Annotated in this window: 18 protein-coding genes; 10 read left to right on the top strand and 8 right to left on the bottom strand. The window is 60.9% G+C overall.

Translation table 11 applies throughout. The features are described from left to right. Positions 1–5: 5 nt before the first annotated feature. Positions 6–1,022 carry a type I glyceraldehyde-3-phosphate dehydrogenase gene (gene gap / locus ACVWYZ_RS05535; RefSeq protein ID WP_457466448.1) on the bottom strand — a complete coding sequence of 339 codons (1,017 nt, stop codon included), beginning with the start codon at positions 1,020–1,022 and terminating at the stop codon, positions 6–8. Positions 1,023–1,209: 187 nt separating this feature from the next. On the opposite strand from gap, the gene surE reads away from it, so the two are divergent. Then, entirely contained in the window at positions 1,210–2,016 is an 807-nt protein-coding gene (gene surE, locus ACVWYZ_RS05530) for a 5'/3'-nucleotidase SurE (protein WP_414406932.1), read from the top strand. Here surE and ACVWYZ_RS05525 read toward each other — a convergent pair. Continuing rightward, a complete protein-coding gene (locus ACVWYZ_RS05525) occupies positions 1,939–2,565 on the bottom strand; it encodes a DUF3318 domain-containing protein (RefSeq protein WP_457466447.1) in 627 nt (208 codons plus the stop codon). The genes surE and ACVWYZ_RS05525 overlap by 78 nt on opposite strands. A gap of 248 nt (positions 2,566–2,813) precedes the next feature. On the opposite strand from ACVWYZ_RS05525, the gene ACVWYZ_RS05520 reads away from it, so the two are divergent. From ACVWYZ_RS05520 to ACVWYZ_RS05505, 4 genes are all read left to right on the top strand, one after another. Continuing rightward, positions 2,814–3,620, top strand: coding sequence for a GvpL/GvpF family gas vesicle protein (locus ACVWYZ_RS05520; protein ID WP_457466446.1), 807 nt, complete (start codon positions 2,814–2,816; stop codon positions 3,618–3,620). 204 nt (positions 3,621–3,824) lie between these two features. After that, positions 3,825–5,213 carry a homoserine dehydrogenase gene (locus ACVWYZ_RS05515; protein WP_457466445.1) on the top strand — a complete coding sequence of 463 codons (1,389 nt, stop codon included), beginning with the start codon at positions 3,825–3,827 and terminating at the stop codon, positions 5,211–5,213. Between the two features lie 118 nt (positions 5,214–5,331). Then, positions 5,332–6,891: a protoporphyrinogen oxidase gene (hemG, locus tag ACVWYZ_RS05510; protein ID WP_457466444.1), complete on the top strand. Its 1,560-nt coding sequence runs from the start codon at positions 5,332–5,334 to the stop codon at positions 6,889–6,891. A gap of 53 nt (positions 6,892–6,944) precedes the next feature. Beyond that, on the top strand, positions 6,945–8,171 hold the full coding sequence (locus tag ACVWYZ_RS05505) for a DUF3326 domain-containing protein (protein ID WP_457466443.1): 1,227 nt from the start codon (positions 6,945–6,947) through the stop codon (positions 8,169–8,171). A 13-nt stretch (positions 8,172–8,184) separates the two neighbouring features. On the opposite strand, the gene ACVWYZ_RS05500 is transcribed toward ACVWYZ_RS05505, so the two are convergent. Continuing rightward, the gene (locus tag ACVWYZ_RS05500) at positions 8,185–9,072 is read right to left on the bottom strand and encodes a leucine-rich repeat domain-containing protein (protein WP_414355573.1); all 888 of its coding nucleotides are present in this window, start codon (positions 9,070–9,072) and stop codon (positions 8,185–8,187) included. A 307-nt stretch (positions 9,073–9,379) separates the two neighbouring features. Then, entirely contained in the window at positions 9,380–10,894 is a 1,515-nt protein-coding gene (gene glcD / locus ACVWYZ_RS05495) for a glycolate oxidase subunit GlcD (protein WP_457466442.1), read from the bottom strand. A gap of 81 nt (positions 10,895–10,975) precedes the next feature. Between glcD and ACVWYZ_RS05490 the strand changes: the two genes are divergently transcribed. The 4 genes from ACVWYZ_RS05490 (at position 10,976) to ACVWYZ_RS05475 (ending at position 13,838) form a co-directional block, all read left to right on the top strand. After that, complete coding sequence (locus ACVWYZ_RS05490) at positions 10,976–12,208, top strand: class I SAM-dependent methyltransferase (protein ID WP_457466441.1); 1,233 nt, start codon at positions 10,976–10,978, stop codon at positions 12,206–12,208. A gap of 128 nt (positions 12,209–12,336) precedes the next feature. Beyond that, positions 12,337–12,537: a 50S ribosomal protein L35 gene (gene rpmI / locus ACVWYZ_RS05485; RefSeq protein ID WP_011434387.1), complete on the top strand. Its 201-nt coding sequence runs from the start codon at positions 12,337–12,339 to the stop codon at positions 12,535–12,537. 133 nt (positions 12,538–12,670) lie between these two features. Then, the gene (gene rplT, locus ACVWYZ_RS05480) at positions 12,671–13,027 is read left to right on the top strand and encodes a 50S ribosomal protein L20 (protein WP_011434388.1); all 357 of its coding nucleotides are present in this window, start codon (positions 12,671–12,673) and stop codon (positions 13,025–13,027) included. Between the two features lie 79 nt (positions 13,028–13,106). Next, entirely contained in the window at positions 13,107–13,838 is a 732-nt protein-coding gene (locus ACVWYZ_RS05475) for a transporter substrate-binding domain-containing protein (RefSeq protein WP_414399948.1), read from the top strand. A 66-nt stretch (positions 13,839–13,904) separates the two neighbouring features. On the opposite strand, the gene purH is transcribed toward ACVWYZ_RS05475, so the two are convergent. Next, positions 13,905–15,638, bottom strand: coding sequence for a bifunctional phosphoribosylaminoimidazolecarboxamide formyltransferase/IMP cyclohydrolase (gene purH, locus ACVWYZ_RS05470; protein WP_457466440.1), 1,734 nt, complete (start codon positions 15,636–15,638; stop codon positions 13,905–13,907). 191 nt (positions 15,639–15,829) lie between these two features. Between purH and ACVWYZ_RS05465 the strand changes: the two genes are divergently transcribed. After that, the gene (locus ACVWYZ_RS05465) at positions 15,830–17,023 is read left to right on the top strand and encodes an RNA-guided endonuclease InsQ/TnpB family protein (protein ID WP_457466439.1); all 1,194 of its coding nucleotides are present in this window, start codon (positions 15,830–15,832) and stop codon (positions 17,021–17,023) included. A 57-nt stretch (positions 17,024–17,080) separates the two neighbouring features. On the opposite strand, the gene cysE is transcribed toward ACVWYZ_RS05465, so the two are convergent. From cysE to ACVWYZ_RS05450, 3 genes are all read right to left on the bottom strand, one after another. Further along, positions 17,081–17,872 (bottom strand): serine O-acetyltransferase, encoded by a 792-nt coding sequence (cysE, locus tag ACVWYZ_RS05460; RefSeq protein WP_414343630.1) that lies wholly within the window; start codon positions 17,870–17,872, stop codon positions 17,081–17,083. Between the two features lie 137 nt (positions 17,873–18,009). Further along, positions 18,010–19,575: a hypothetical protein gene (locus ACVWYZ_RS05455; RefSeq protein WP_457466438.1), complete on the bottom strand. Its 1,566-nt coding sequence runs from the start codon at positions 19,573–19,575 to the stop codon at positions 18,010–18,012. Positions 19,576–19,748: 173 nt separating this feature from the next. Further along, positions 19,749–20,651 (bottom strand): 4-hydroxybenzoate solanesyltransferase, encoded by a 903-nt coding sequence (locus tag ACVWYZ_RS05450; RefSeq protein WP_457466437.1) that lies wholly within the window; start codon positions 20,649–20,651, stop codon positions 19,749–19,751. Positions 20,652–20,868 lie beyond the last annotated feature (217 nt).

The raw sequence follows: 20,868 nt of genomic DNA, 5'->3' as shown, positions 1-20,868 counted from the left end.
GTTACCTACAGCGCAGCCCCGATTTTGGCCGCCAGATCCACCAGCCGCGCGGCATAGCCGTACTCGTTGTCATACCAGGAGAGCACCTTCACCGTGCGATCCCCTAAGGTCATGGTGGATCCCAAATCCACAATGGAAGAGTGGGGATCCCCGACAATATCCGCCGATACGATCTCTGGCGGAGCAATGGCCAGGATGCCGCGCAGCGGGCCTTCTGCAGCCTCGATAAAGGCTTGGTTGACGGCTTCTTTAGTGATGGGCTGCTCGGTACGCACCACAAAGTCCACAATCGAGCCGGTCAAGGTGGGCACCCGCAGCGCCAGGCCATCCATCTTTCCTCTCAGGGCGGGCAAAACCTCGGCCACTGCCGTGGCGGCCCCGGTGGTGGAAGGCACGATCGACACTGCTGCTGAGCGGCCCCGCCGATAATCTTTGGGATCCGGGCGATCCACAATTGCCTGAGTGGCGGTATAGGCATGGCAAGTGGTGAGAAAGCCGGTCTCGATGCCGAAGCGATCCAACAAAACCTTGGCCAGCGGCGCCAAGCAGTTGGTGGTGCAGGAAGCATTGGAGATGATGTGATGCCGCTCTGGGTCGTATTGGTCATCGTTGACCCCCATCACCACCGTCAAGTCGGGGCCTTTGGCAGGAGCAGAGATGATCACCTTTTTGGCCCCGGCCTCCAGGTGTTTGGCGGCCCCGTCTCGTTTGGTGAACAAGCCGGTTGATTCCACCACCAGGTCAACCCCTAGATCTTTCCAGGGCAGTTGCGCCGGATCCCGCTCTGCCAAAACCCGGACTTTCAGGTGGTTGCCGATTTGCAGATGCCCGTCCACCGCGCTCACGGTTTGGGGAAGGCGCCCATAGGCCGAGTCGAACTGGAGCAGATAGGCCAAGTTGTCGGGTTCGGTCAGGTCATTGACTGCCACCACCTCCAGCTCCCGAGCTGGCTGAGACAGCAGCACCCGCAGGAAGGCCCGCCCAATGCGACCAAATCCGTTAATGGCTACCCGTGTGGTCATCGCAATCCTCCGGTATCGGTTTATACGATGGATCAGGGGACGCGGCATGGGAGACGCTACCCCCCTAGGGATAGGGTAAAAGAAGAACGGGATCCCCATCGCTTTTGCACCCAAGATCTCCAGATTTGCCACTGGGACTTGCAAAAGGACTCACCCAAGAAGTTGCCGGCAGAAGGGAAAAGTAGGAATGAAGGTATTGCTGACCAACGATGACGGCATCGAGGCTGCCGGGCTGGCCAACCTCAAGTTGGCCCTCAACTCTCTCATCCCGGAAGAACACTGTTGGATTGTGGCCCCCCACCAACCGATTTCCGGCTGCAGCCACCAGGTGACGACGGGGCGACCTTTTCGAGCCTTGGCCCGCGGCGAGCGCACCTTTGCCGTCGAGGGATCCCCTGCCGACTGTGTGCGAGTGGCCCTATTCAAGCTGGCCCCAGCGGTGGATTGGGTGCTTTCCGGTATCAACGAGGGGGGAAATCTTGGATCGGATGTGTACCTGTCGGGAACGGTGGCGGCGGTACGGGAAGCAGCGATGCGCGGGATCCCGGGAATTGCCATTTCCCAATACCGAGCAGGGGGCCAACCCATCGACTGGGAGCAGGCCCAGCGGTGGACGCGGGAAATCTTGGCGGAGCTGATGGAACAACCTTTGCCCAGGGGGGCGTTTTGGAATGTGAACCTGCCTCACTTGCCCGCCGGATCCCCTCTGCCGGAGCGGGTCTATTGTCCCCTCTGCACCCAACCCCTGCCGCTCGATTATGCGGTGGAAGCCGAGGGAAATGGGGCAGAGTCGCTGTGGTTTCGCTATCAGGGCCGCTATGCGGAGCGCGCTCGGGATCCCCAAACCGATACCGACATCTGCTTCTCCGGTCGGGTGGCCATTACCCAAGTGCAACTGGCCAAGGACTCCGTCCCGCTAACGCGACCAGGCGTTTCCGCTGGGGGGGGTAGAAGCCAGGTTGCGGGCAATGGTTCTCAGCCGTTGCAGCCGTAGCGCCGTCAGGATATCGGTGGGATCCAGCTTCAGAACCTGTTCTATGGCATCTGCCAGGTGTTGAGCGGCCTCTTGTCGGGTGTAGCCGCGAAACTGGGCACGGCGCAGGGCAAACTCATCGGCATCGAAATGGGCGCTCTCCCGGTTCAGGTTTTGCCAGATCTGCCGGACGGAGAGAGCTGTAATGCCACCTGCCAACAGAGCGGAAAAAGGGTGCTGCAAAGAGAGCTCCGCAACAGTGGTGATGCCCCCCATCAAGGCCAGCGATTGGTAAAACCCCGGCTGCAACCAATTGCGGTTGCCCAGCCATCCCACCTCCCGCAGAAACAACAGATCCCGCTGCGGCTGAGGGATCCCTTGCCAACGGCGAAAATCGATGGCAATTGTGCCCTGGGGCTGCCAAGGGGCTTTGCGGCGGGAGATGAGCAGGGCTTCACCCCCGAAGTGGGGAACGACGCTGATCAAGGGTCGGAAGGAAGCGGGGAGTAGATCCCGCAAGCGTTCGGTTTCTTCTTTTTCGAAGGGTTGGAAATCTGGGCGGCTGTTCATGGCCTCACCTGTTGGGGGGGTTGGGGTGGGGAGCCCGCCTAAAAACAGGCCCTGTTCCGGCCCCAGACACCCCAGCCTGTGCAGAACCGATGCGAGGTTAGTCTATCGCATCTCCAGGCTGGCCGTAGAACTCTGGCCGTGGAACTCTATAGGTGGAACCCTGTAGGTTTCAAAGATCCCAATCCTAGGTTGCGTAGACTGGGAAGGCGAGCCTACCCGTCTTACCTACTCGTCTTAAATCCGAGACCATGACCTTCCCAGCTCAGCCAGAACCCCAAGTGCTCCGTACTGCTGACGGGAATGAGCAGAGTATCAACAGCCCCCTTTACACCTACGCCTTCTTCCTGCAGCCAGCGCCAGAGCTTTTGCCCTTCATCCGGCAAACCGAGGGGATCCATCGGTCGGTGCAGGTGTTCTCCCCGACAGGCAGCCGAATTGCCGCTGCTGTGGAGCCGATGCAGGATCCAGAGTCGCTGCAAGTCTCGGATGAGGTGTTGGTGCGCTCTGCCCTGCGCCACGACCAGGTGATCTGCCGACTGTTCGCCCAGATGCCGGTGCTGCCCCTGCGCTTCGGCACCTGCTTCCTCTCAGCAGAAAAGCTGGGATCCCACCTGCTGTCCCGGCAAGCGGAATACGAACAAGCCCTGGCAGCCATTGGGGGGCGGGCCGAGTATTGTCTCAAAGGAAGGGTTCGACCTCAGCCCCAACCGGAGCCACAGTCCTCCCTGAGCGGAACAGCCTATCTTTTGGCCCGCAAGCAAGCTTATCTCCAGCAACGACAAGCCCAAGAGCAGCAAGAGCAGGAGCAGCAAGCCCTACAGCAGCTTTGGCCTTCCACCTGGCCTGTGCAAAGGGTGGATCCCCAACCGGGAGAGGCCTTGCGGCTCTACTTTTTGCTCACTCCTGCCGAGTGGGAAGCCGCCCTTCAGCTCACCCAAACCTGGCTGGCTCAGCACCCCCATTGGCAACTGGATTGGAGCGCCCCTTTGCCCCCTTATCACTTTGTCCGTGCCTTGCGGGATTCTCTGGCGGACAAGTGTATAGATCCCAACTAAGGACGCCGTCCCGCTAGCGCGAACAAAGTGCTCTGCATGCGGATCGTAGTCGCGTTAGCAGAGCGTGGATCCAAGCGTGATAATGGTGAGGGGATCCCGTCCGCTTCCTGTTTGCATTGGCGAGGCGGAGCCCTCACAGGGCAAAGGACTCCGTCCCGCTAACGGGAACAGCAGGCAAAAGGAAGAGTTGTGGTCTAAAGCGCTATGCGCCGCTACCGCGAACGAGTTGGGCTATTGGGGCTGGGCACGGTTGGCACGGGTGTTGTGCAAATTCTGCAGCAACCCCGACATCCTCTCTTGCGAGCAGTCGATATTGCGGCGGTGGGGGTGCGCTCTTTGGATAAGCCGCGGCAAGTGCGGATCCCACCTGAGCGCCTGACCACCGATCTGGAGCAGATCGTGTCGGATCCGGAGATCGACGTGGTGATCGAGCTGATGGGGGGCTTGGAGCCGGCCCGCAGCTTGATCTTAAAAGCCATTGACCACGGCAAACCGGTGATCACGGCCAACAAAGCGGTGATCGCCCGCCACGGAGAGGAGATCTTTCAGGCGGCAGCCCAAGCCAAAGTCTCGGTGCTCCTGGAAGCGGCAGTTGGGGGCGGGATCCCCATTCTGCAGCCCTTGCAACAGTCCCTGCAGGCCAGCCACATCCAGGCGGTCTGGGGCATTGTGAACGGCACCACCAACTTCATCCTCAGCCAGATGACCCAGGCGGCCAGCTCGTTTGAGGAAGCCCTTGCTCTGGCCCAAGCCCGCGGCTACGCCGAGGCGGATCCCAGTGCCGATGTGGAAGGGTGGGATGCCGCCGACAAGATCGCCATTTTGGCCAGCCTTGCTTTCGGGGTGTCTGTGGAGCGGGCAGCCATCCCCTGCGAAGGGATCCGCGGCATCAGCCCTACCGACATTCGCTATGCTCGCGAGTGGGGCTACACCTTCAAGCTCTTGGCCATTGCCCAGTTGCGTCAGCATTGCGGAGCAGCAAGGGCCCATCCTGTTCGCGCTAGCGGGGCGGAGCCCTTGGATGACGGGGAAGGGGCGGTTGCGACAGCGTTGCGGAGCAACACGATGGCCTTGGACATCCGAGTTCACCCCACCCTTCTGCCCTCTACCCACCCCTTGGCCAACATCAACGGCGTGGACAATGCCGTTTTGGTGCAGGGGGATCCCTTGGGTCAGGTGGTGCTGTCGGGGCCGGGGGCGGGGCGGGGGCCGACTGCCAGCGCCGTTGTCGGCGATCTGCTGACCCTGATTGCCCACCGGCAAACGGGGGCTCATACCCCCAATCCGCTGTGGGGATTCCCCTGCTTTCCTGCTGCCGCCTCTTTGATCCCTCTCTCGGAATTGGAGTCGGAGTTTTACGTGCGGGTATTGGCCCAGGATCAGCCGGGGGTGATGGGGGCGATTGGCACCTGCTTTGGCCGCCACCGGGTTAGCCTGGAGAGCATTACCCAAAAGGAATGTCACCAAGAGCAGGCGGAGATCGTCATCCTCACCCACACCGTCCGCGAGGCCGATTGCCGACAGGCGCTGGCCGAGATCCAACAACTGCCCCAGGTGGCCGGGATCCCCAGCCTATTTCGGGTGCTGCGCTAGCTGCTATAGATCCAAAATGCTCCGCACCGCTGACGCGAACGCGCTGGTGGGACGGGGAGCGGCTCAGAGCATAATTGTTTGACTCTTGAGGATTGAAAACCCCGTTGGAACCCAAAAGATGAACTCTTCTGTTGAGCACTTTAGCGGGACGCAGCCCTCGCAGGCCGAGGTGGTGGTGGTCGGGGCGGGCATCAGCGGCCTAACGTTAGCCTTGCGACTGCAACAGGGCCTATCCTCCAGGGATGACTCCACCCAGCCGGTGCTCCTGGCCGAGGCCAGCTCCCGCGTGGGGGGCTGTATCTCCACCCAATCCGGAGGCGGCTATCGCTGGGAAGAGGGCCCCAACAGCTTCACTCCCACCCTCCCTTTGCTCAACCTGATCGCCGAGGTGGGCTTGGCCGGTCGAGACAGCGGGACGGAGTCCTCTCAACTGGTGCTGGCCGATGCCCAGTTGCCCCGCTACATCTACTGGGAAAAAGAGCTGCTGCCGGTGCCCCTGAGCCCTTCTGCGGCAATTGGCTCGCGGCTGTTGAGCGTGGGCGGCAAGTTGCGGGCCTTACGTGGGTTGTTGGGGTTTGTCGCGCCACCGCCGGGCAAAGAGGAAACGGTGCGGCAATTCTTCCAGCGGCAACTGGGATCCGAGGTGGTGGAACGGCTGGTCGAACCTTTCACCTCAGGGGTGTATGCCGGGGATCCGGATCAGCTCAGCGCCTTGGCAGCCTTCCCCCGCATTGCCGGCTTGGAAGAACGCTACGGCAGCCTATTTGCCGGTGCTGTGCAGGCTTTGCGCAGCCGTTATCGCTACGCGACGCTCCCGCGAACCCGTCACCAGGACAGCGCCAACTCCCCCATCCAGCCTTCTCCTAGGCGGGGCCAACTGGGTAACCTGCGGCAGGGGTTGCAGCAGCTACCTGAGGCGATTGCCCAGAAACTGGGCAGTGCGCTGCGGCTGGGCTGGCGGGCTGTGCATCTCAAGCGGGATGAGACGGGCTACCGGGTGGGCTTCGTCATACACGACAGCGGTGCAGAGCACACGGCCCCAGAAGAAATCCACTGGGTGGCGGCTCAACAGGTGGTGCTCACCCTCCCTGCCTACGCTGCTGCCACCCTCCTGCAGGATCTCAACCCCCAGGCCAGCCGGCTGCTGAGGGAAATCCCCTACCCGCCTGTGGCGGTGGTGGCTTTGGCCTATCCAGAAGAAGCCCTTCCCCAGCCGCTGCGAGGGTTTGGCCATCTGATCCCTCGCTCTCAGGGCCTGCGCACCCTGGGCACCATCTGGGCCTCCTCCCTCTTTCCAGAGCGGGCTCCTCAGGGCTATCACTGCCTGGTCAGCTTCATTGGGGGGGCCACCGACGCGGCTTTTGCCTGTCAGAAAGGGATCCCGCCCATCACAGCTCTCTCCCCCGACGAGCGGGCCCAAATTGTGCATGCAGAACTCAGCCAGATCCTGCTCACCCGCCCTGTCGAGCCCATCCGCCTGGGAGAGCGCCTGTGGCCCCAAGCTATCCCGCAATATACGCTTGGCCACCGGCAGCGGATTGCCCAATTGCAGGCCAGCCTGGCCGACCAAACCCCAGGGGTGTGGGTGTGTGCCAACTACCTGGATGGCGTGGCCTTGGGAGATTGTGTGCGGCGGGCCGAGGCCCTAGCCCAGCAGATCCTGTCCGTCCGGCGTTAGCGGTGCGGTTCCCGTTCGCGTGTAGCAGCATAGAGTGCTGTAGACATAGCAGCATGAGCCATCCCTACACCAGCCTCCTGCTCATCCCCACCGGCATTGGTGCCCGCATCGGTGGTTTTGCCGGGGATGCCCTGCCTGTTGCCCGCACCCTGGCAGCAGCCGCAGAGCGGGTCATTACCCATCCCAACGTGTTAAACGGAGCCAGTTTGTTTTGGCCGATGGGGAACGTGTTGTACGTGGAAGGGTACGGCCTGGATCAGTTCTGTGCGGGGGTGTGGAATTTGCGGCCAGTGCGCCAAAACTGTGTTGGGGTGGTGCTGGATGCCGGGATCCCCCCTGATCTGCAACAACGCCACCTGCAGGTGATGCAAGCCGCTCAGGCCACCTTGGGGCTCAACATCGGCCCCTGGCGCTTGACCCGCCAACCCTTGGGCGTTTCCGTCAGCTTCTCCCCCTCCGGGGCCAGCCAGGGATCCCTAGCCCGGCCCGATGCTCTCTTGGAGACTGCCCAGGAGCTGGTTCGCCTGGGGGCAGAAGCCATTGCTGTGGTGGCCCGCTTTCCGGATGACTTGGACTTCAGCCAATACGAGCAAGGAATGGGGGTGGATCCCTTGGCCGGCGTCGAAGCCCTGATCAGCCACCTGGTGGTGCGGGAGTTGCGGATCCCTTGTGCCCACGCCCCCGCTTTCTACCCTGAGACTTTCCCCAAGCCGGTTCACCCCCGCGCTGCCGCAGAAGAGGTGGGGTTTACCTTCCTGCCTTCGGTTTTGGTGGGCCTCAGCTATGCTCCCCAATTTGTCAAGAGCGGGGATCCCGTCCAACCGGGTGACCTGACAGCAGAGCAGGTGGACAGCGTCATCGCCCCGGCCACTGCCTTTGGGGGGCCTGGCTTGCTGCACCTGGCCAGCCGTTATGGCTCCGCAATGCTGTCGCAACCCCACCACAATGCTCCGCCGCTGACGCGAACGGACGGAGTCCTTGCCCGTCCTCCGCTTTTCATTGCCGTCGAGGAAAACACCACCGTGATGCAGGTGCACCCCCGCCAGTTGGGGATCCCTCATGTGTCGGTAACCTCCTATCTGGAGGCGGTTGGAGTGGTGGTGGCCCACCGAGCAGGAGTGGCCTGGTCGTCGCTACGGCTCTCCTCCTCCACCCGGGACAAGCTGGGATCCCACACTTGCGCCGTTATTGCTACGCGACGCTGTTGCGTTCGTGACAGCGGTGCAGAGCACAATAGTGGGACAGAGTCCTTTCGCGATAGCGGGACGGAGTCCCAGTAGGCTACCGGTCGCGTTAGCGGGACGGAGTCCATGAGCAGATGGGAGCCGGCAGGGGATCCGCTGGGTTTAGGCCGGCAAACCACTCGGATAGGGCAGCCGGCAAGCAGAGGCCGGGGTTTCCCTCGATGTGCAGCCGCTCCAGTCGGGGCAGTTCTGCCAAAAAGGTCGGCAATTCTCCCGTGAACTGGTTACGTGCCAAGCGCAGATCCCGCAACTGACTCAGTTGGGCCAGTTCGGGGGGCAGGGATCCGCTGAGGCGATTGTCCGACAAGTAGAGGTTTTCCAGATGGTGCAGTTGCCCCAGTTGAGGGGGGATAGGCCCAGAGAGCTGATTGCGATCCAAAAACAGGCCCTTGAGAGAGCTCATCTGGCCCAGTTGGCCGGGAAGGGTGCTGCTGAGGCGGTTGTTTTGCAGGATGAGGTTTTCCAGATGGTGCAGTTGCCCCAGTTGGGGGGGAATAGGCCCAGAGAGCTGGTTGTGATCCAAAAACAGGCCGCGCAGGTTTCGCAACTGCCCCAGCTCGGCTGGAATGGAGCCGGAGAATTCGTTGTAATCGAGAAACAGGTTTTCCAACTGGCCGAGTTGCCCCAGCTCGGGCGGAATGGGGCCGGAAAGTTGGTTGTGGCTGAGGGACAAGGCTCGCAACCGGCGAAATTGGCCTATTTCGGGCGGCAGGGATCCGCTCAACCCCTGACGATCCAGCACCAGTTGGACAAGGCACTGATCCGAATCAAAAAGGGCCACCTCCTCTACCTTCACCTCCGGGCGGCCCAGAGCTGCCAAGATCTGCCGCAGCAAGAGGGGATCCCGACAAAGGGGAGCAGACCAGGCCCCCACCCCCCAGCTCAGCCAAACCCAGATTGCCAGCAGGCCCACCGCCCACCTCTTGTGCTGAGCCATTCCTCTCTGCTGCCTCATCCTTGCTCTCCAAAGAATCTTTGCCAAGGTAGCATCCTACTCTGTCCTGCCTCTGCCGGAGTTGTTGCTGTGCCTACGGTAGGGCAACGCTAACGCTGTCGCGACGAGGCTGCGAGCAGCAGGAGTAGAAAAGTTCTGTCTCGCTCCGTCCCGCTGGCGCGATAGGACTCCGTCCCGCTGGCGCGATAGGACTCCGTCCCGCTGGCGCGATAGGACTCCGTCCCGCTGGCGCGAGCAGTAGCCCAGGCGTCTCACTCTAGCCTGAAACGACTGCATATCACGTTCAAAATCAAAAGACTGGGATCTCTTGCCATTCCGGTCGGCTGTGGGCGTGAGCTGACTCACCACAAGTGCGGGGGGTGGGAAAGATCTTGCCGGGGTTGGCGATGTGCTGGGGATCAAGCACCTGCCGCACCCATTGCATGCTCTCCAAATCCGCAGGCGTAAACATTTCCGGCATGTAGCAGCGTTTGTCTGCCCCGATGCCATGTTCGCCGGAGATGCTGCCCCCCAAGCGCACGCAGAGCTTAAGGATCTCGCCCCCCAATTTCTCCACCTGCTCCAGGGATCCCGGCACTGACTCGTCGTAGAGGATCAAGGGGTGCAGATTGCCGTCGCCAGCGTGAAACACATTGGCCACCGGATAGCCGTACTCGCGGCTGAGGCGCTCGATTTCCTTCAAGACAAAGGCTAGTCGGCTGCGGGGGATCACCCCATCCTGAACATAGTAGTTGGGGCTGAGCTTGCCCATGGCCGCAAACGCTGCCTTACGCCCTTTCCACACCCGCGCCCGCTCTTCTGGGTCGGATGCGACTTGCACCTGTCGCGCCCCATTTTTGAAGCACAGCGCCCTCACCTGTTGGCTGGCTTCTTCCACCTCCAGCTCTAGCCCATCCACCTCCACCAACAAAATGGCCGCCGCATCCCGCGGATAGTAGCCCAACTGCACCACATCCTCCACGGCATTGATGCTGAAGTTGTCCATAATCTCCAGGCCGGCGGGGATGATCCCGGCAGCAATGATGTCGGAGACGGTGGATCCCGCCGCTTCCACACTGTCAAAGTCTGCCAGCAAAACCTGCACTTGAGCCGGGGCCTTGACCAAGCGCAGGGTAATCTCGGTGGCAATGCCCAGGGTGCCCTCGGATCCCACAAACAGGCCCACCCAATCGTAGCCGGGCATCTCCGGGAGCTTACCCCCCCAGCGCACCACCTCCCCATCCGGCAGCACCACCGTCAGGCCGAGAATGTGGTTGGCTGTTACGCCGTACTTGAGGCAGTGAACACCGCCGGAGTTCTCCGCCACATTGCCGCCGATGGAGCAAACCGACTGGCTAGAGGGATCCGGCGCATAAAAGTAGCCTTGGGCGGCAACGGCCTGGGTAATCCAAGTGTTGATGACCCCCGGCTGTACCACCATGCAGCGGTTGTCCAGATCGATTTCCAGGATCTGCTTCATCAGGGTGGTGGCAATGACGACGCTATTTTCCACCGGCAGGGCTCCCCCTGAGAGGCCCGTACCGGATCCCCGCGCCACAAAAGGCACCCCGTAGCGGCTGCACAGCTTCACCACCTGCGCTACCTCTTCTGTTGTGCGGGGCAGCACCACCAGCGCCGGCCTTTGCCGGTAGCTGACCAGCCCATCGCATTCGTAAACCAGCAGCTCCTCCGGCTTGCTGATCACCCGCTGGGGATCCAGAATCTTTTTGAGCTCAGCCGTCAGCCTGATCCAGTCAAAGGTGAGGCCGGTTTGTAGAGGATGAGAAGAAGAAGCGTTCGCGCTGGCGGTGCGGAGCACTTTCATGACAGTGGGCCCAGTAGGAGCTTTAGGAGGGATATTGTCACTATAGTCTTGCTGGTAACCGAGCCAGCCAACAGATAGCCCATGCAGCCCAACTCCCCCAGCGCCGAACAAGTCCTCAACCAAGTGCGGCAGCTCTACGAGCTCTACCCCTTCCCCCCGCAGCCCGTCGGCACTGTTCCCCCGCCAGGGTGGAATTGGCGCTGGAGCTGGCCCCAGGCCCATGCCTTTTGTACGGGATCCCATCCGGGTCGGCGCAGGGTGCGCATTCTGGATGCCGGCTGTGGCTCGGGAGTGGGAACGGAATACATCGCCCACCAGAACCCCAACGCAGAAATCTGGGCCTTTGATCTGAGCAGCCGCGCCCTGGAAATCGCCGAGGCCCGTTGTCGAGCTTCCCAGGCACCGCCGGTGCAGTTTCGCCAGCTCAACGTCTACGACATCGACCAGCTGCCGGGGCAGTTTGACTTCATCAACTGCGTGGGCGTGCTCCACCACCTGCCCGATCCCGTGGCGGGGCTGCAGGCTTTGGCCGGCAAATTGGCTCCCGGCGGGCTCTTGCACCTGTTTGTGTATGGTGAGCTGGGCCGCCACGAAATCCGCCTCATGCAAAAGGCCATCCGCCTGCTGGTAACAGGTTCTGAACACCAAACCCTCGCCTCGGCGGAGCAATTGCAGAGGGGTCTCCAGGTGGGCCGTCGCCTTTTCGAGATCTTGCCGGAAACCAACCGCATCCAGCAGCAAGAACGTGCCCGCTGGGCCATCGAGAACGTGGACGACGAATGCTTCGCCGATATGTACCTGCACCCCCAGGAAGTGAATTACACCATCGAGACTCTGTTTGAATTAATCCGGGCTTCTGGACTGCAGTTTTTACGCTTTTCCAACCCAGAGTTTTGGCGGCTGGAGCGGGTGTTGGGCCAGGATGAAGCGCTGTTGGCGCAAGCTGCTCAACTGCCAGAGCCGGAACGCTATCGCTTGATCGAGCTGCTGGATCCGGTGGTGGCCCACTACGAGCTGTTTCTCGGTAAGCCCCCCATCCGCCGCTGGGAATGGACAAGCCCGGAAAGTGTAGCATCAGCCATTGCCCACCTCAGCCCCTGTCTGGGCCTGTGGCCGGGGCGGAGCATTTTCAACTATGCTTACGAAGCCATCTCCCTGAGCGAAGAAGCCTTCGCCTTTCTCCAACAGGTGGACGGGATCCGCACCGTCCAAGAGATCCAGGCTGGCCTAGAGTGCCCCCTGAGCTTTGAGCAACTGCAACGCTTGCTGCGCTGGCAAGTGCTGCTGCTGGAGCCTCAAAACTCAGTCTCCTGAGAGTTTCTCGACCCCTTTCCCTTGCCTCAGCGGGACGAACCTTGGCATTTGCCCTCTTGTTCTTCTATGGCTTATCCTAGAAGGCTGTGACCTTTAGCTGTGGCCCCGCATATTCTGGGGTTGTCATCATGCCCAAAATCAAAACCCGCAAGGCAGCAGCCAAGCGCTTCCGCCTGACCGGCAGCGGCAAGTTTATGCGTCGCAGGGCCGGGCACAACCACTTGCTGGAGCACAAAACCAGCAAGCGCAAACGCAAATTGGCCGGTGTGGCCCTGGTGGACAAGCGGGATGTGGTCAATGTGCGCCTGATGTTGCCCAACACCCACTAGCCGGGATCCCGCTCGCGCCGGCAAGAAGATTTCAGAGGCTGGCATTGGCGACAGCAGTTCCGATCCCGTTAGCAGGACGGAGTGCTTCTACCCTTCAGTTTGAGTTTGTTCAAGTTCCTATTGAGTTACTGCCATGAGAGTCAAACGGGGCAATGTCGCCCGCAAGCGCCGCAAAAAGATCCTCAAGCTGGCCAAAGGCTTTCGGGGAGCTGGTTCAAAGCTGTTCCGCACCGCCAACCAGCAGGTGATGAAGGCTTTGCGCAGCGCCTACCGGGATCGCCGCCGCAAGAAGCGGGATTTTCGTCGCCTATGGATTACCCGCATCAACGCGGCCACCCGTGCCCAGGGCCTGCGTTACCACGAGTTCATCGATGGTCTCAAAAAAGCCAATATCCAGCTCAACCGCAAAATGTTGGCCCGCTTGGCTTTCCTGGATCCAGAGGCCTTTACCCAGGTGGTGGAGGCAGCGCGCCAGTCTCGCGCCTCCTGAGGAGGTTCCGACGGCTATCCAGAAGTCCTTCCTGGCAGCCATTCTGGCCCTCGCCTGCCTGGGGAGAGGGATCCCTACTGTGGCTCGTCCTTGGCCGGAGATTGTGGATTCTGGACGGCTGCGCGTTGCCGTAAAAGACAACTTGAGGCCGCTGGGGTTTCGCACTCCCCAAGGGGATCTGCAGGGGTTTGAGATCGAGCTGGCTTGTGAGCTGGGATCCCGGCTGTTGGGCTCGGCAGAGGCTGTGGAGTTGGTGCCGGTCTCGAATGTAGAGCGGCTGCAGGTGCTGGCTGACGGCCAGGTGGATTTGGCCATTGCTCAGATCGGCATTACCCCGGATCGGGCGCGCCAGGTGGAGTTCACTTCTGCTTACTATCAGGATGGCCCCAGCTTGGTTGTGGCTCGTTCCCACAACTGGGAAAGCTGGTCGGACTTGCGGGGCGGTCGCGTTGCAGTCTTGCGCGGTTCCAGCGCCATTCCCCTGCTGAATCGATACCTGCCAGGGGTGGAGTTGGTGCCTGTCGATTCCTACCGAGAAGGGGCGGAACTGCTCCTGAAAGGGGCGGTGCAGGGGTGGGCAGCAGATCGCTCGGTGCTGGCAGGGTGGCTAGCAGAGCATCCCCGTCGCGAAAGCGCTGCGGAGCCACAGTTTCAATTTCTGGGATCCCCCTTGGCAACGGTGGGGCTGGGCATTGCCATGCCCAAGGGGCTGCAGCACGCCGAATTGCGGCTGCGGGTGCGCCGAGAACTGGAGAATTTGCGGGCTGAGGGCTGGCTGGCAGAGCGGGCCAGAGCCTGGGGGTTGCCCTAAAGTTGAGGATACTCCCTACTCTTTGTCTCTCTTGGGAAGATTTCTCTCTTGAGCAGAAAGGCGGGCTCAGTGCAGAAAGTGACGTATGCCGGTGCAAACCATGGCAATACCGGCAGCGTTGGCAGCAGCAATGGAATCGGCATCGCGGATGCTCCCCCCCGGCTGGATGATGGCGCGGATCCCTGCTCGGGCAGTCATCTCCACACTGTCGGCAAAGGGGAAGAAGCCATCGCTGGCCAAAACAGCTCCTGCTGCTTGGGATCCCGCCTGCTGGAGAGCGATCTCCACTGCCCCCACCCGATTCATCTGCCCGGCTCCGACGCCAAGCGTCTGTCCCTGCTTGGCAACGACAATGGCGTTGGATTTCACATGTTTGCAAACTATCCAGGCAAACTCCAGATCCGCCCACTCCTCCGGTGTGGGCTGGCGCTGGGTGACCACTTGCCAAGAAGGGGGGCTGTCGGTTTGCGTCAGTCCCTGATCGCGACAGCGTTGCAGAGCAACAGGTGAATCGGCATCCTGCACCAGAAAGCCCCCGGCCAGGGTGCGGATTGTTTGGGCAGGCCCCACACACAAGTCCGGCAAGACCAAGACCCGCAAGTTCTTTTTGACTGACAGTAGCTCAGCCGCTTCTGGAGTGCAATCGGGAGCCACCACACACTCCAGAAAAGGCTCTACCAGCCGCCGGGCGGTCTCTGCGTCCAAGGGTTGGTTGAGGGCGACGATGCCCCCAAAGGCCGAAACTGGATCAGCAGCCAGGGCAGCCTCGAGGGCGGCAGCCGGCGATGGGCGAATGGCCACCCCGCAGGGGTTGTTGTGCTTAACCACCACCGCCACCGCTTGTTCAGGTTGCAAGAACTCCCTCCGAGCAGAGCCAGAAGACACAGAGCCCTTCCCGTCAGTGGGCCGCGTCGCATCAGCATTGCGGAGTAACAAGGTTAACTCTGCCGCCAGGGCACGGGCCGCCTCCAGATCCAGCAGGTTGTTGTAGCTCAGCTCCTTCCCCTGCAACTGCTTAGCCCGGTGCCAGCCGGGGGCAGCCGGATCCGTCACATACCAAGTGGCAGCTTGATGGGGATTTTCCCCGTAGCGCAAGGTTCGCCAAGGGATCCCTTGCAGTTGAAACCTGTCTTCAGCGGCAGCTGCGGAGGACTGGGAGGGACCTGCTAGCTCCAGGCGAGCCAGGTAGGTGACGATGGCGCGGTCGTAGGCCAGCACCTGCTCAAAGGCCCGACGAGCACACTGGAAGCGAAACGCCAGCCGCTCTGTTTCCCCATAGGCCCCGGAGAGCAGTTGCAAATACTGGGGGTACTGGCTGGGATCCGTCAGCACCGTGACGTGGGGATAATTTTTGGCTGCCGCCCGCGCCAAAGTGGGCCCGCCGATATCGATCTGCTCAAAAGCTTCCTCCAGAGACACTCCTGCCTGGGCCACTGTCTGTTCAAAAGGGTAGAAGTTGACCACCACCAGTTGGATGGGAGGGATCCCCAGCGCCTCTAGGTCTGCCCGGTCTTCGCTGCATTCCAGGCGGGCCAAAATGCCGGCGTGAATGCGGGGGTGCAGCGTCTTCACCCTTCCCCCCAAGATTTCCGGCGCGCCAGTGTGGGCAGAGACAGGGGTGACCGGGATCCCAGCTTCTGAGAGCGCCTTGGCGGTTCCCCCACTGCTGAGCAGTTGAAAGCCATGCTCTTGCACGAGGGACTGGGCCAGCGGGATCAGTCCGGTTTTGTCGGATACACTCAACAAAGCCAACGGTACAGAATCCTGTTCGCGACAGCGTTGCGCAGTAGCAAGGGGCATTGGAGGCGTTATCCAGTAGAGAAGGGCCCAGAGGAAAAAGCTGGCCGGGATACCCAGCCCAGCGCTCTCACAGCATACCCCGAAAGCTGGACCCTCTTGTCCAGCCACCTGGTTCAGCTAGAAATCGCAGGAGCCCCGCACTGTACCCGTAGGGTCAGTGCCGGGAGGAATGCGGAAGTCACAATAGAACCATGACCCAAGTCCTGACCGTCTCCTGCAAGCTCAAGGTGTCCCAGTCGCAAGCCGCCAAATTGGACGCGACTTTGGAGGCTTTTGGCCAAGCCTTGAATTGGGTCAACCAGAACACGCCGGAGAAAGTCGCCAACGCCGTTAAGCTCCAGTCTCTGTGCTACCGCGAAATCCGTGCCCGGTTCGGCTTGTCCAGTAACTTGGCTCAGCAGGTCTGCAGACGGCTGGCCGGCGCCCGTAAAGTTGCCCGACAGAAAAACCGCCCCGTCAAAGCGTTCAAGGGTGGCTTCGCTACCTACGATGCACGTATCTTTTCGTTCCGCGAGAAAGACTGGACGGTGTCGCTGACCACGGTGGAGGGTCGGGAGCGCTTTGAGCTGGCGATTGGCCGCTACCAGAGAGAACGGCTGGCGGGCTCCAATCCCAAATCTGCCACTCTGGTCAAGCGTAAAGACGGCTCCTACTCTATTCAGATCTGTGTGGAAACGGAGCCATCCCCACCGCAACGCACGGGTAGAGTGCTGGGCGTGGATTTGGGCAGGACGGATATTGCTCATACATCGGAAGGAGATAACTGGCATGGACAGCAGTTGAGCAGAGTCCGAGAGCGCTACTCCCGGTTGAGGGCGGTACTTCAACGCAAAGCCAGTAAGGGCACCCGCAGTTCGCGGCGCAGATGCAGAGAACTGTTGCAACGGCTGTCTGGCAAGGAGAGACGCTTTCAGGCGTGGGTCAATCATCGCATCTCCAAAGCTATTGTCTCTAGGGCAAAGACCACAAACAGCGCTATTGCCCTGGAAGACTTGACAGGGATCCGGGAAAGGGTCAATCAACAACCCCGCAGCAAAACCGAAAGGCGCAGGGCCAACAGTTGGGCGTTCTACCAGCTACGTCAGTTTCTGGAATACAAGGCGAGGGTTGCAGGGGTTTCTCTGGTTCTTGTGCCGCCTGCTTACACCTCGCAGACCTGTCACAAGTGTTTACACATCCATCCCGATCCTGCGCAATCCTACCGCAGTGGTAAGTCGTTCAAGTGTGGGCACTGTGGATGGGAAGGGGATGCGGATTTGAATGGTGCGAATGTGATTGCGCTCTTGGGGGCTGCCGTAAACCAGCCTAGAGGTTCGGGCCTGTTTTGTTCTCTGGTAGGGCAGAGCAGGCTCAGGGCTACTGAAAGCCCGCTCCGTACCGCTTAGCGGTCGGAGCCAGGTAGTTTACACAAATCTTCAGATCGTTCGCATCAGCAGGACGGATCAGGAATATTCTGCTTCGCCTCTCACCTGATCCTGCCGGACCTGTTCCCGCTCCCGGTTAAGGCGGGCCACCTGGGCTTCCAGATCTTGGATACGGTGCAGCAACTGTTCGATAGCCCGTCCCACTGGGTCAGGCATGAGATGGTGATCCAGGTCAATGCCATGGGCGGGGATGCGGCGCTGATGGGGCGGGATGACCGCACGGCCTGGGATCCCAACCACCGTCATGCCGGGAGCCACATCCTGAATCACGACCGCGTTGGCTCCGATCCGAGCTTTTTCCCCAATGCGAACCGGCCCCAGAATCTTGGCCCCTGTGCCAACAATCACCCCGTTTTCCAGGGTGGGATGACGTTTGCCCTTGCTCCAGGAAGTACCCCCCAGCGTGACCCCGTGGTAGAGGGTAACATCATCGCCAATTTCTGCCGTCTCACCGATCACCACCCCACAGCCGTGGTCAATGAAAAAGCGCCGCCCAATCTTGGCTGCCGGGTGGATTTCAATCAATGTGAAAGAACGAGCCAAGAAGCTGAGCAGCCGCGCTAGGAAAAACCAGCGCCGTTTCCACAGCCAGTGGGCGATGCGGTGCAAAAACAGAGCATGCACACCGGGATAAGTGAAGATGACCTCCCAGCGATTGCGTGCTGCCGGATCCCGATCGAAGACACAATCAACATCCTCCCAAAATTGCTGCCAGAACCCCAGTTTTGGCTCCGGCTTGCCAGCAGGGAGAGAATTGCCCTCCCCCGTTTTGGGGCTTTCCACCGCCGACTGCTCGGCCTCCGTCAGCATGAATGGTCTCCGTTTAGGAACCTCCACTCCCCTTTTAGCACTTTTTGCCGGCAGCAAGGAGAGATCTCCAATCGCGCCAAGGGAGCTCCGAAGCGCAACTCTCCACTGGGTCGAGCTCAAGCAAATTGCCTTCTGCCCTAGCCTTTACTCAACTGTTGAGCCACCAGTTCTCCAATGGCTTGGGCAGCTCCCGGCTTGCCCCCCAGCCGCTGCAACTCTGCCTGCATTTGCTGACGGCGCTGGGGATCTTCCAGCAGAACTCGCATTTGCTCGGCCACGGCCACCGGGCGCAAATGGCCCCGCAACTCTGGCACCACCTCTCGCCCCGCCCAGATGTTCGGCCAAGCCAAGTGACCCAGCCAACGCAGAGCAATCCTATTGAAGACGCGGGCCAGCCAAGTGCCCAAGCCTGGAAGGCGGGTCAACAGGCCAAGAATCCCATCCCAGGCGCGCATTGCCTCCAGCTTGTTGGTAGGGATCACCACAACCATCGGCACCCCCAAATAGGCCAGCTCGGCGGTGTTGGCGCCAATGGTGGTCAGACAGAGATCACAGTTGGCCAGCACAGAATAGGCAGGGAAGCTTGTCCACAATTGCACCGTGCTGCCAAAGGGGGTAACAAACTGGGATCCCAGATTGGTCTGCTCCAGAATGGCTGAGGTGCCATAGATCAAAGCCATATCGGGATTGAGCTTGGGATGGGCATAGGCTGCCAACGACTGGGGGGTTTGTCCTGGGGCCACCGGGATCACAAAGCGGACATTCGGCAGCATCTGTCGCAGCTCATCGGCCACAGCCAACACCAATGGCACCCCCAAGGAGAGCTTGGCTGGCTTGGAGCCTGGGAGCAGCCCCACCTGATAGTGGGTGCGGTTCTCATCGCTCAGACGCTGCCAGCCGCGCGGTAGCAATTCTTCAAAGGCCTCCGGCCCGCTTACGCGAAAGGCCTCCGGCCCGCTTACGCGAAAGGCCTCCGGCCCGCTTACGCGATCGGTGAAGCGGTTCCCCACTCTCTCTGGCGCAGTTCTTACAGGCTCCCCCTCGCCGATGGAGCTGGGAGATGCATCTTGGAGCAGGCCAAAGGCTTGGGTTGGGGAAGAAAAGCCTGCCGTGGGTTTGGAGGCAGCGGCAGGAGATCTGCTGCCAAGCCAGCCGGAAAGGGGCACCCCCGGCAAATAGACAGCGCTGGCTACGCCATCCGCCATCAAATCCCCGACAACGTGCATTTTGTGGGCCCAAGGGTGGCCCAGCAGCCGTCCGCCATCGTAGCGGCGTTTGATTGCCTCGGTTCGCACGGCGAAAGCATGTACCCAAGGCCGCCAACGGGGTTGATGCTCAGCATAGACCACCAGCCGATAGCGCAAGCGGCGAGCAATCCAGACGGCAAAAAACTGATCTCCCCCCAGGAACAGCACCACCCCTCGCTTGGCCCAATCCCAGGCTTCTTCGGTTTGGCCGGTAAGCAAAAAAGCCAGAAAAAAATCGGGATCCTGCACCCGATCCACGTCGATGAACGCTTGGGCTATCTTCATCTCCTGCCCGGAAGCATGAGGGCAGGGGGAAAGTACCAGAGAAAGGCGTGCCTGAGGCAGTTGCTGGCGCAATTCCATCACCACCGGACGCACCCAGGTGGTCAGCTCTCCAGGGCCGTTTGAGAGGATAAGGATGTCATAGGGAGGCTCACCGCCGCTTAGTGGGGCCATCGGAGGCTAGGATTCTTTAATTTCCTTTAATTATCGACCCATTCTACCGTTTGCCTTTGGCCCTGGGCCGATCCCTGCTACTGGGGATCCCTTCCCAAAGAGGCAGCTCTGACGTAGGTCGAGGGGCAAGGCGCCCCTGTTGGAAGAGACCTCTGGCCCTGCCAAGGGATCCTTTAGGCCAGCAGGGATCCGCCGATCATCCCCGCCAGCAGAATAAACCCTTGCACCACATTTTGGCCGAAGATGGCCGGGTACAGGGTGGGAGAGGCATTCCTTTGGTGGAGCTGCCAGGTTTGCCGGCCCCAGAGGACGCTGGCGATGGCCCAACTGACAAAATAAACCCCATGGAGCTGCAGGCTGATCCCCACCCCCAACAGCGCGATGGCAGTGCCCAAAAAAAATAGCCCTACCGCCATCGGCGTCCGCTGCCCGAAAAAACGGGCGCTGGAATGGATCCCGGCCCGCTCATCGTCCTCCCGATCCGCAAGAGCATAGACGGTATCAAATCCCAGGGTCCACAACACCGTGGCCAGCCACAGCCAGCCCAGCCCCTCCTCCCACAGGGGGGTGTTGGCATCTTGGCCGCTCACCGCCGTCCAACTGATGAGCACGGCAAATCCCCACGCCAGAGCCAGTACCAACTGCGGCACCGGAAACACCCGCTTGGCCCCTGGATAGAGCAGAATTACCGGCACCGCCGCCACACAGAGGGCAAAGCTAACCGGGTTGAGAAACAGCGCCAGCCCTGCCGCACAGGCCAAACTCACCACCGCCATCAGGATCCCGACGCCAACGGTCAACTCCCGACTGGCCAACGGGCGATGGCGGGTGCGCTCCACCAGCGGATCCAAATCTCGATCCCAAAGATCGTTGATGACACAGCCTGCCCCACTGGCAGCCAGGCTGCCCAAAATGATGATCCCGACCAACGGCCAAGGGGGTGTTCCCCGTCCGGCCAAAAAAGCTCCCCACAGAGCCGGGATCATCAAAATCAATCGCCCTGCCGGCTTATGCCAGCGCAACAGCCGCAGAATGGCTCCGCCGGTGGCCCAGAGTGCAGGAGGGGAAGCAGACATAACCGGTTTCCGGCCAATCGCGACAGCGGGACGGGGTCCTTAAAGCGTGAGTTGCCGTTCGCGGGAGGGGTGCAGAGCACCATGAGGCGTGGGTAGGGGCGGCTCCACATTAGAGATCTTAAATCATCCTGAATTAATTGCAGGTTTTTGGAATCCTTTCGGTTCCATTCGCCGTCTCAAGGCCCTGTGCAAGTCAGTCCGCCCCTGTTCTCTTTAT

The sequence above is a fragment of the Thermostichus sp. MS-CIW-37 genome (assembly GCF_054060065.1).
Note: the sequence above shows the minus strand (reverse complement) of the source record. Positions and strands in the feature narration are given on the sequence as shown.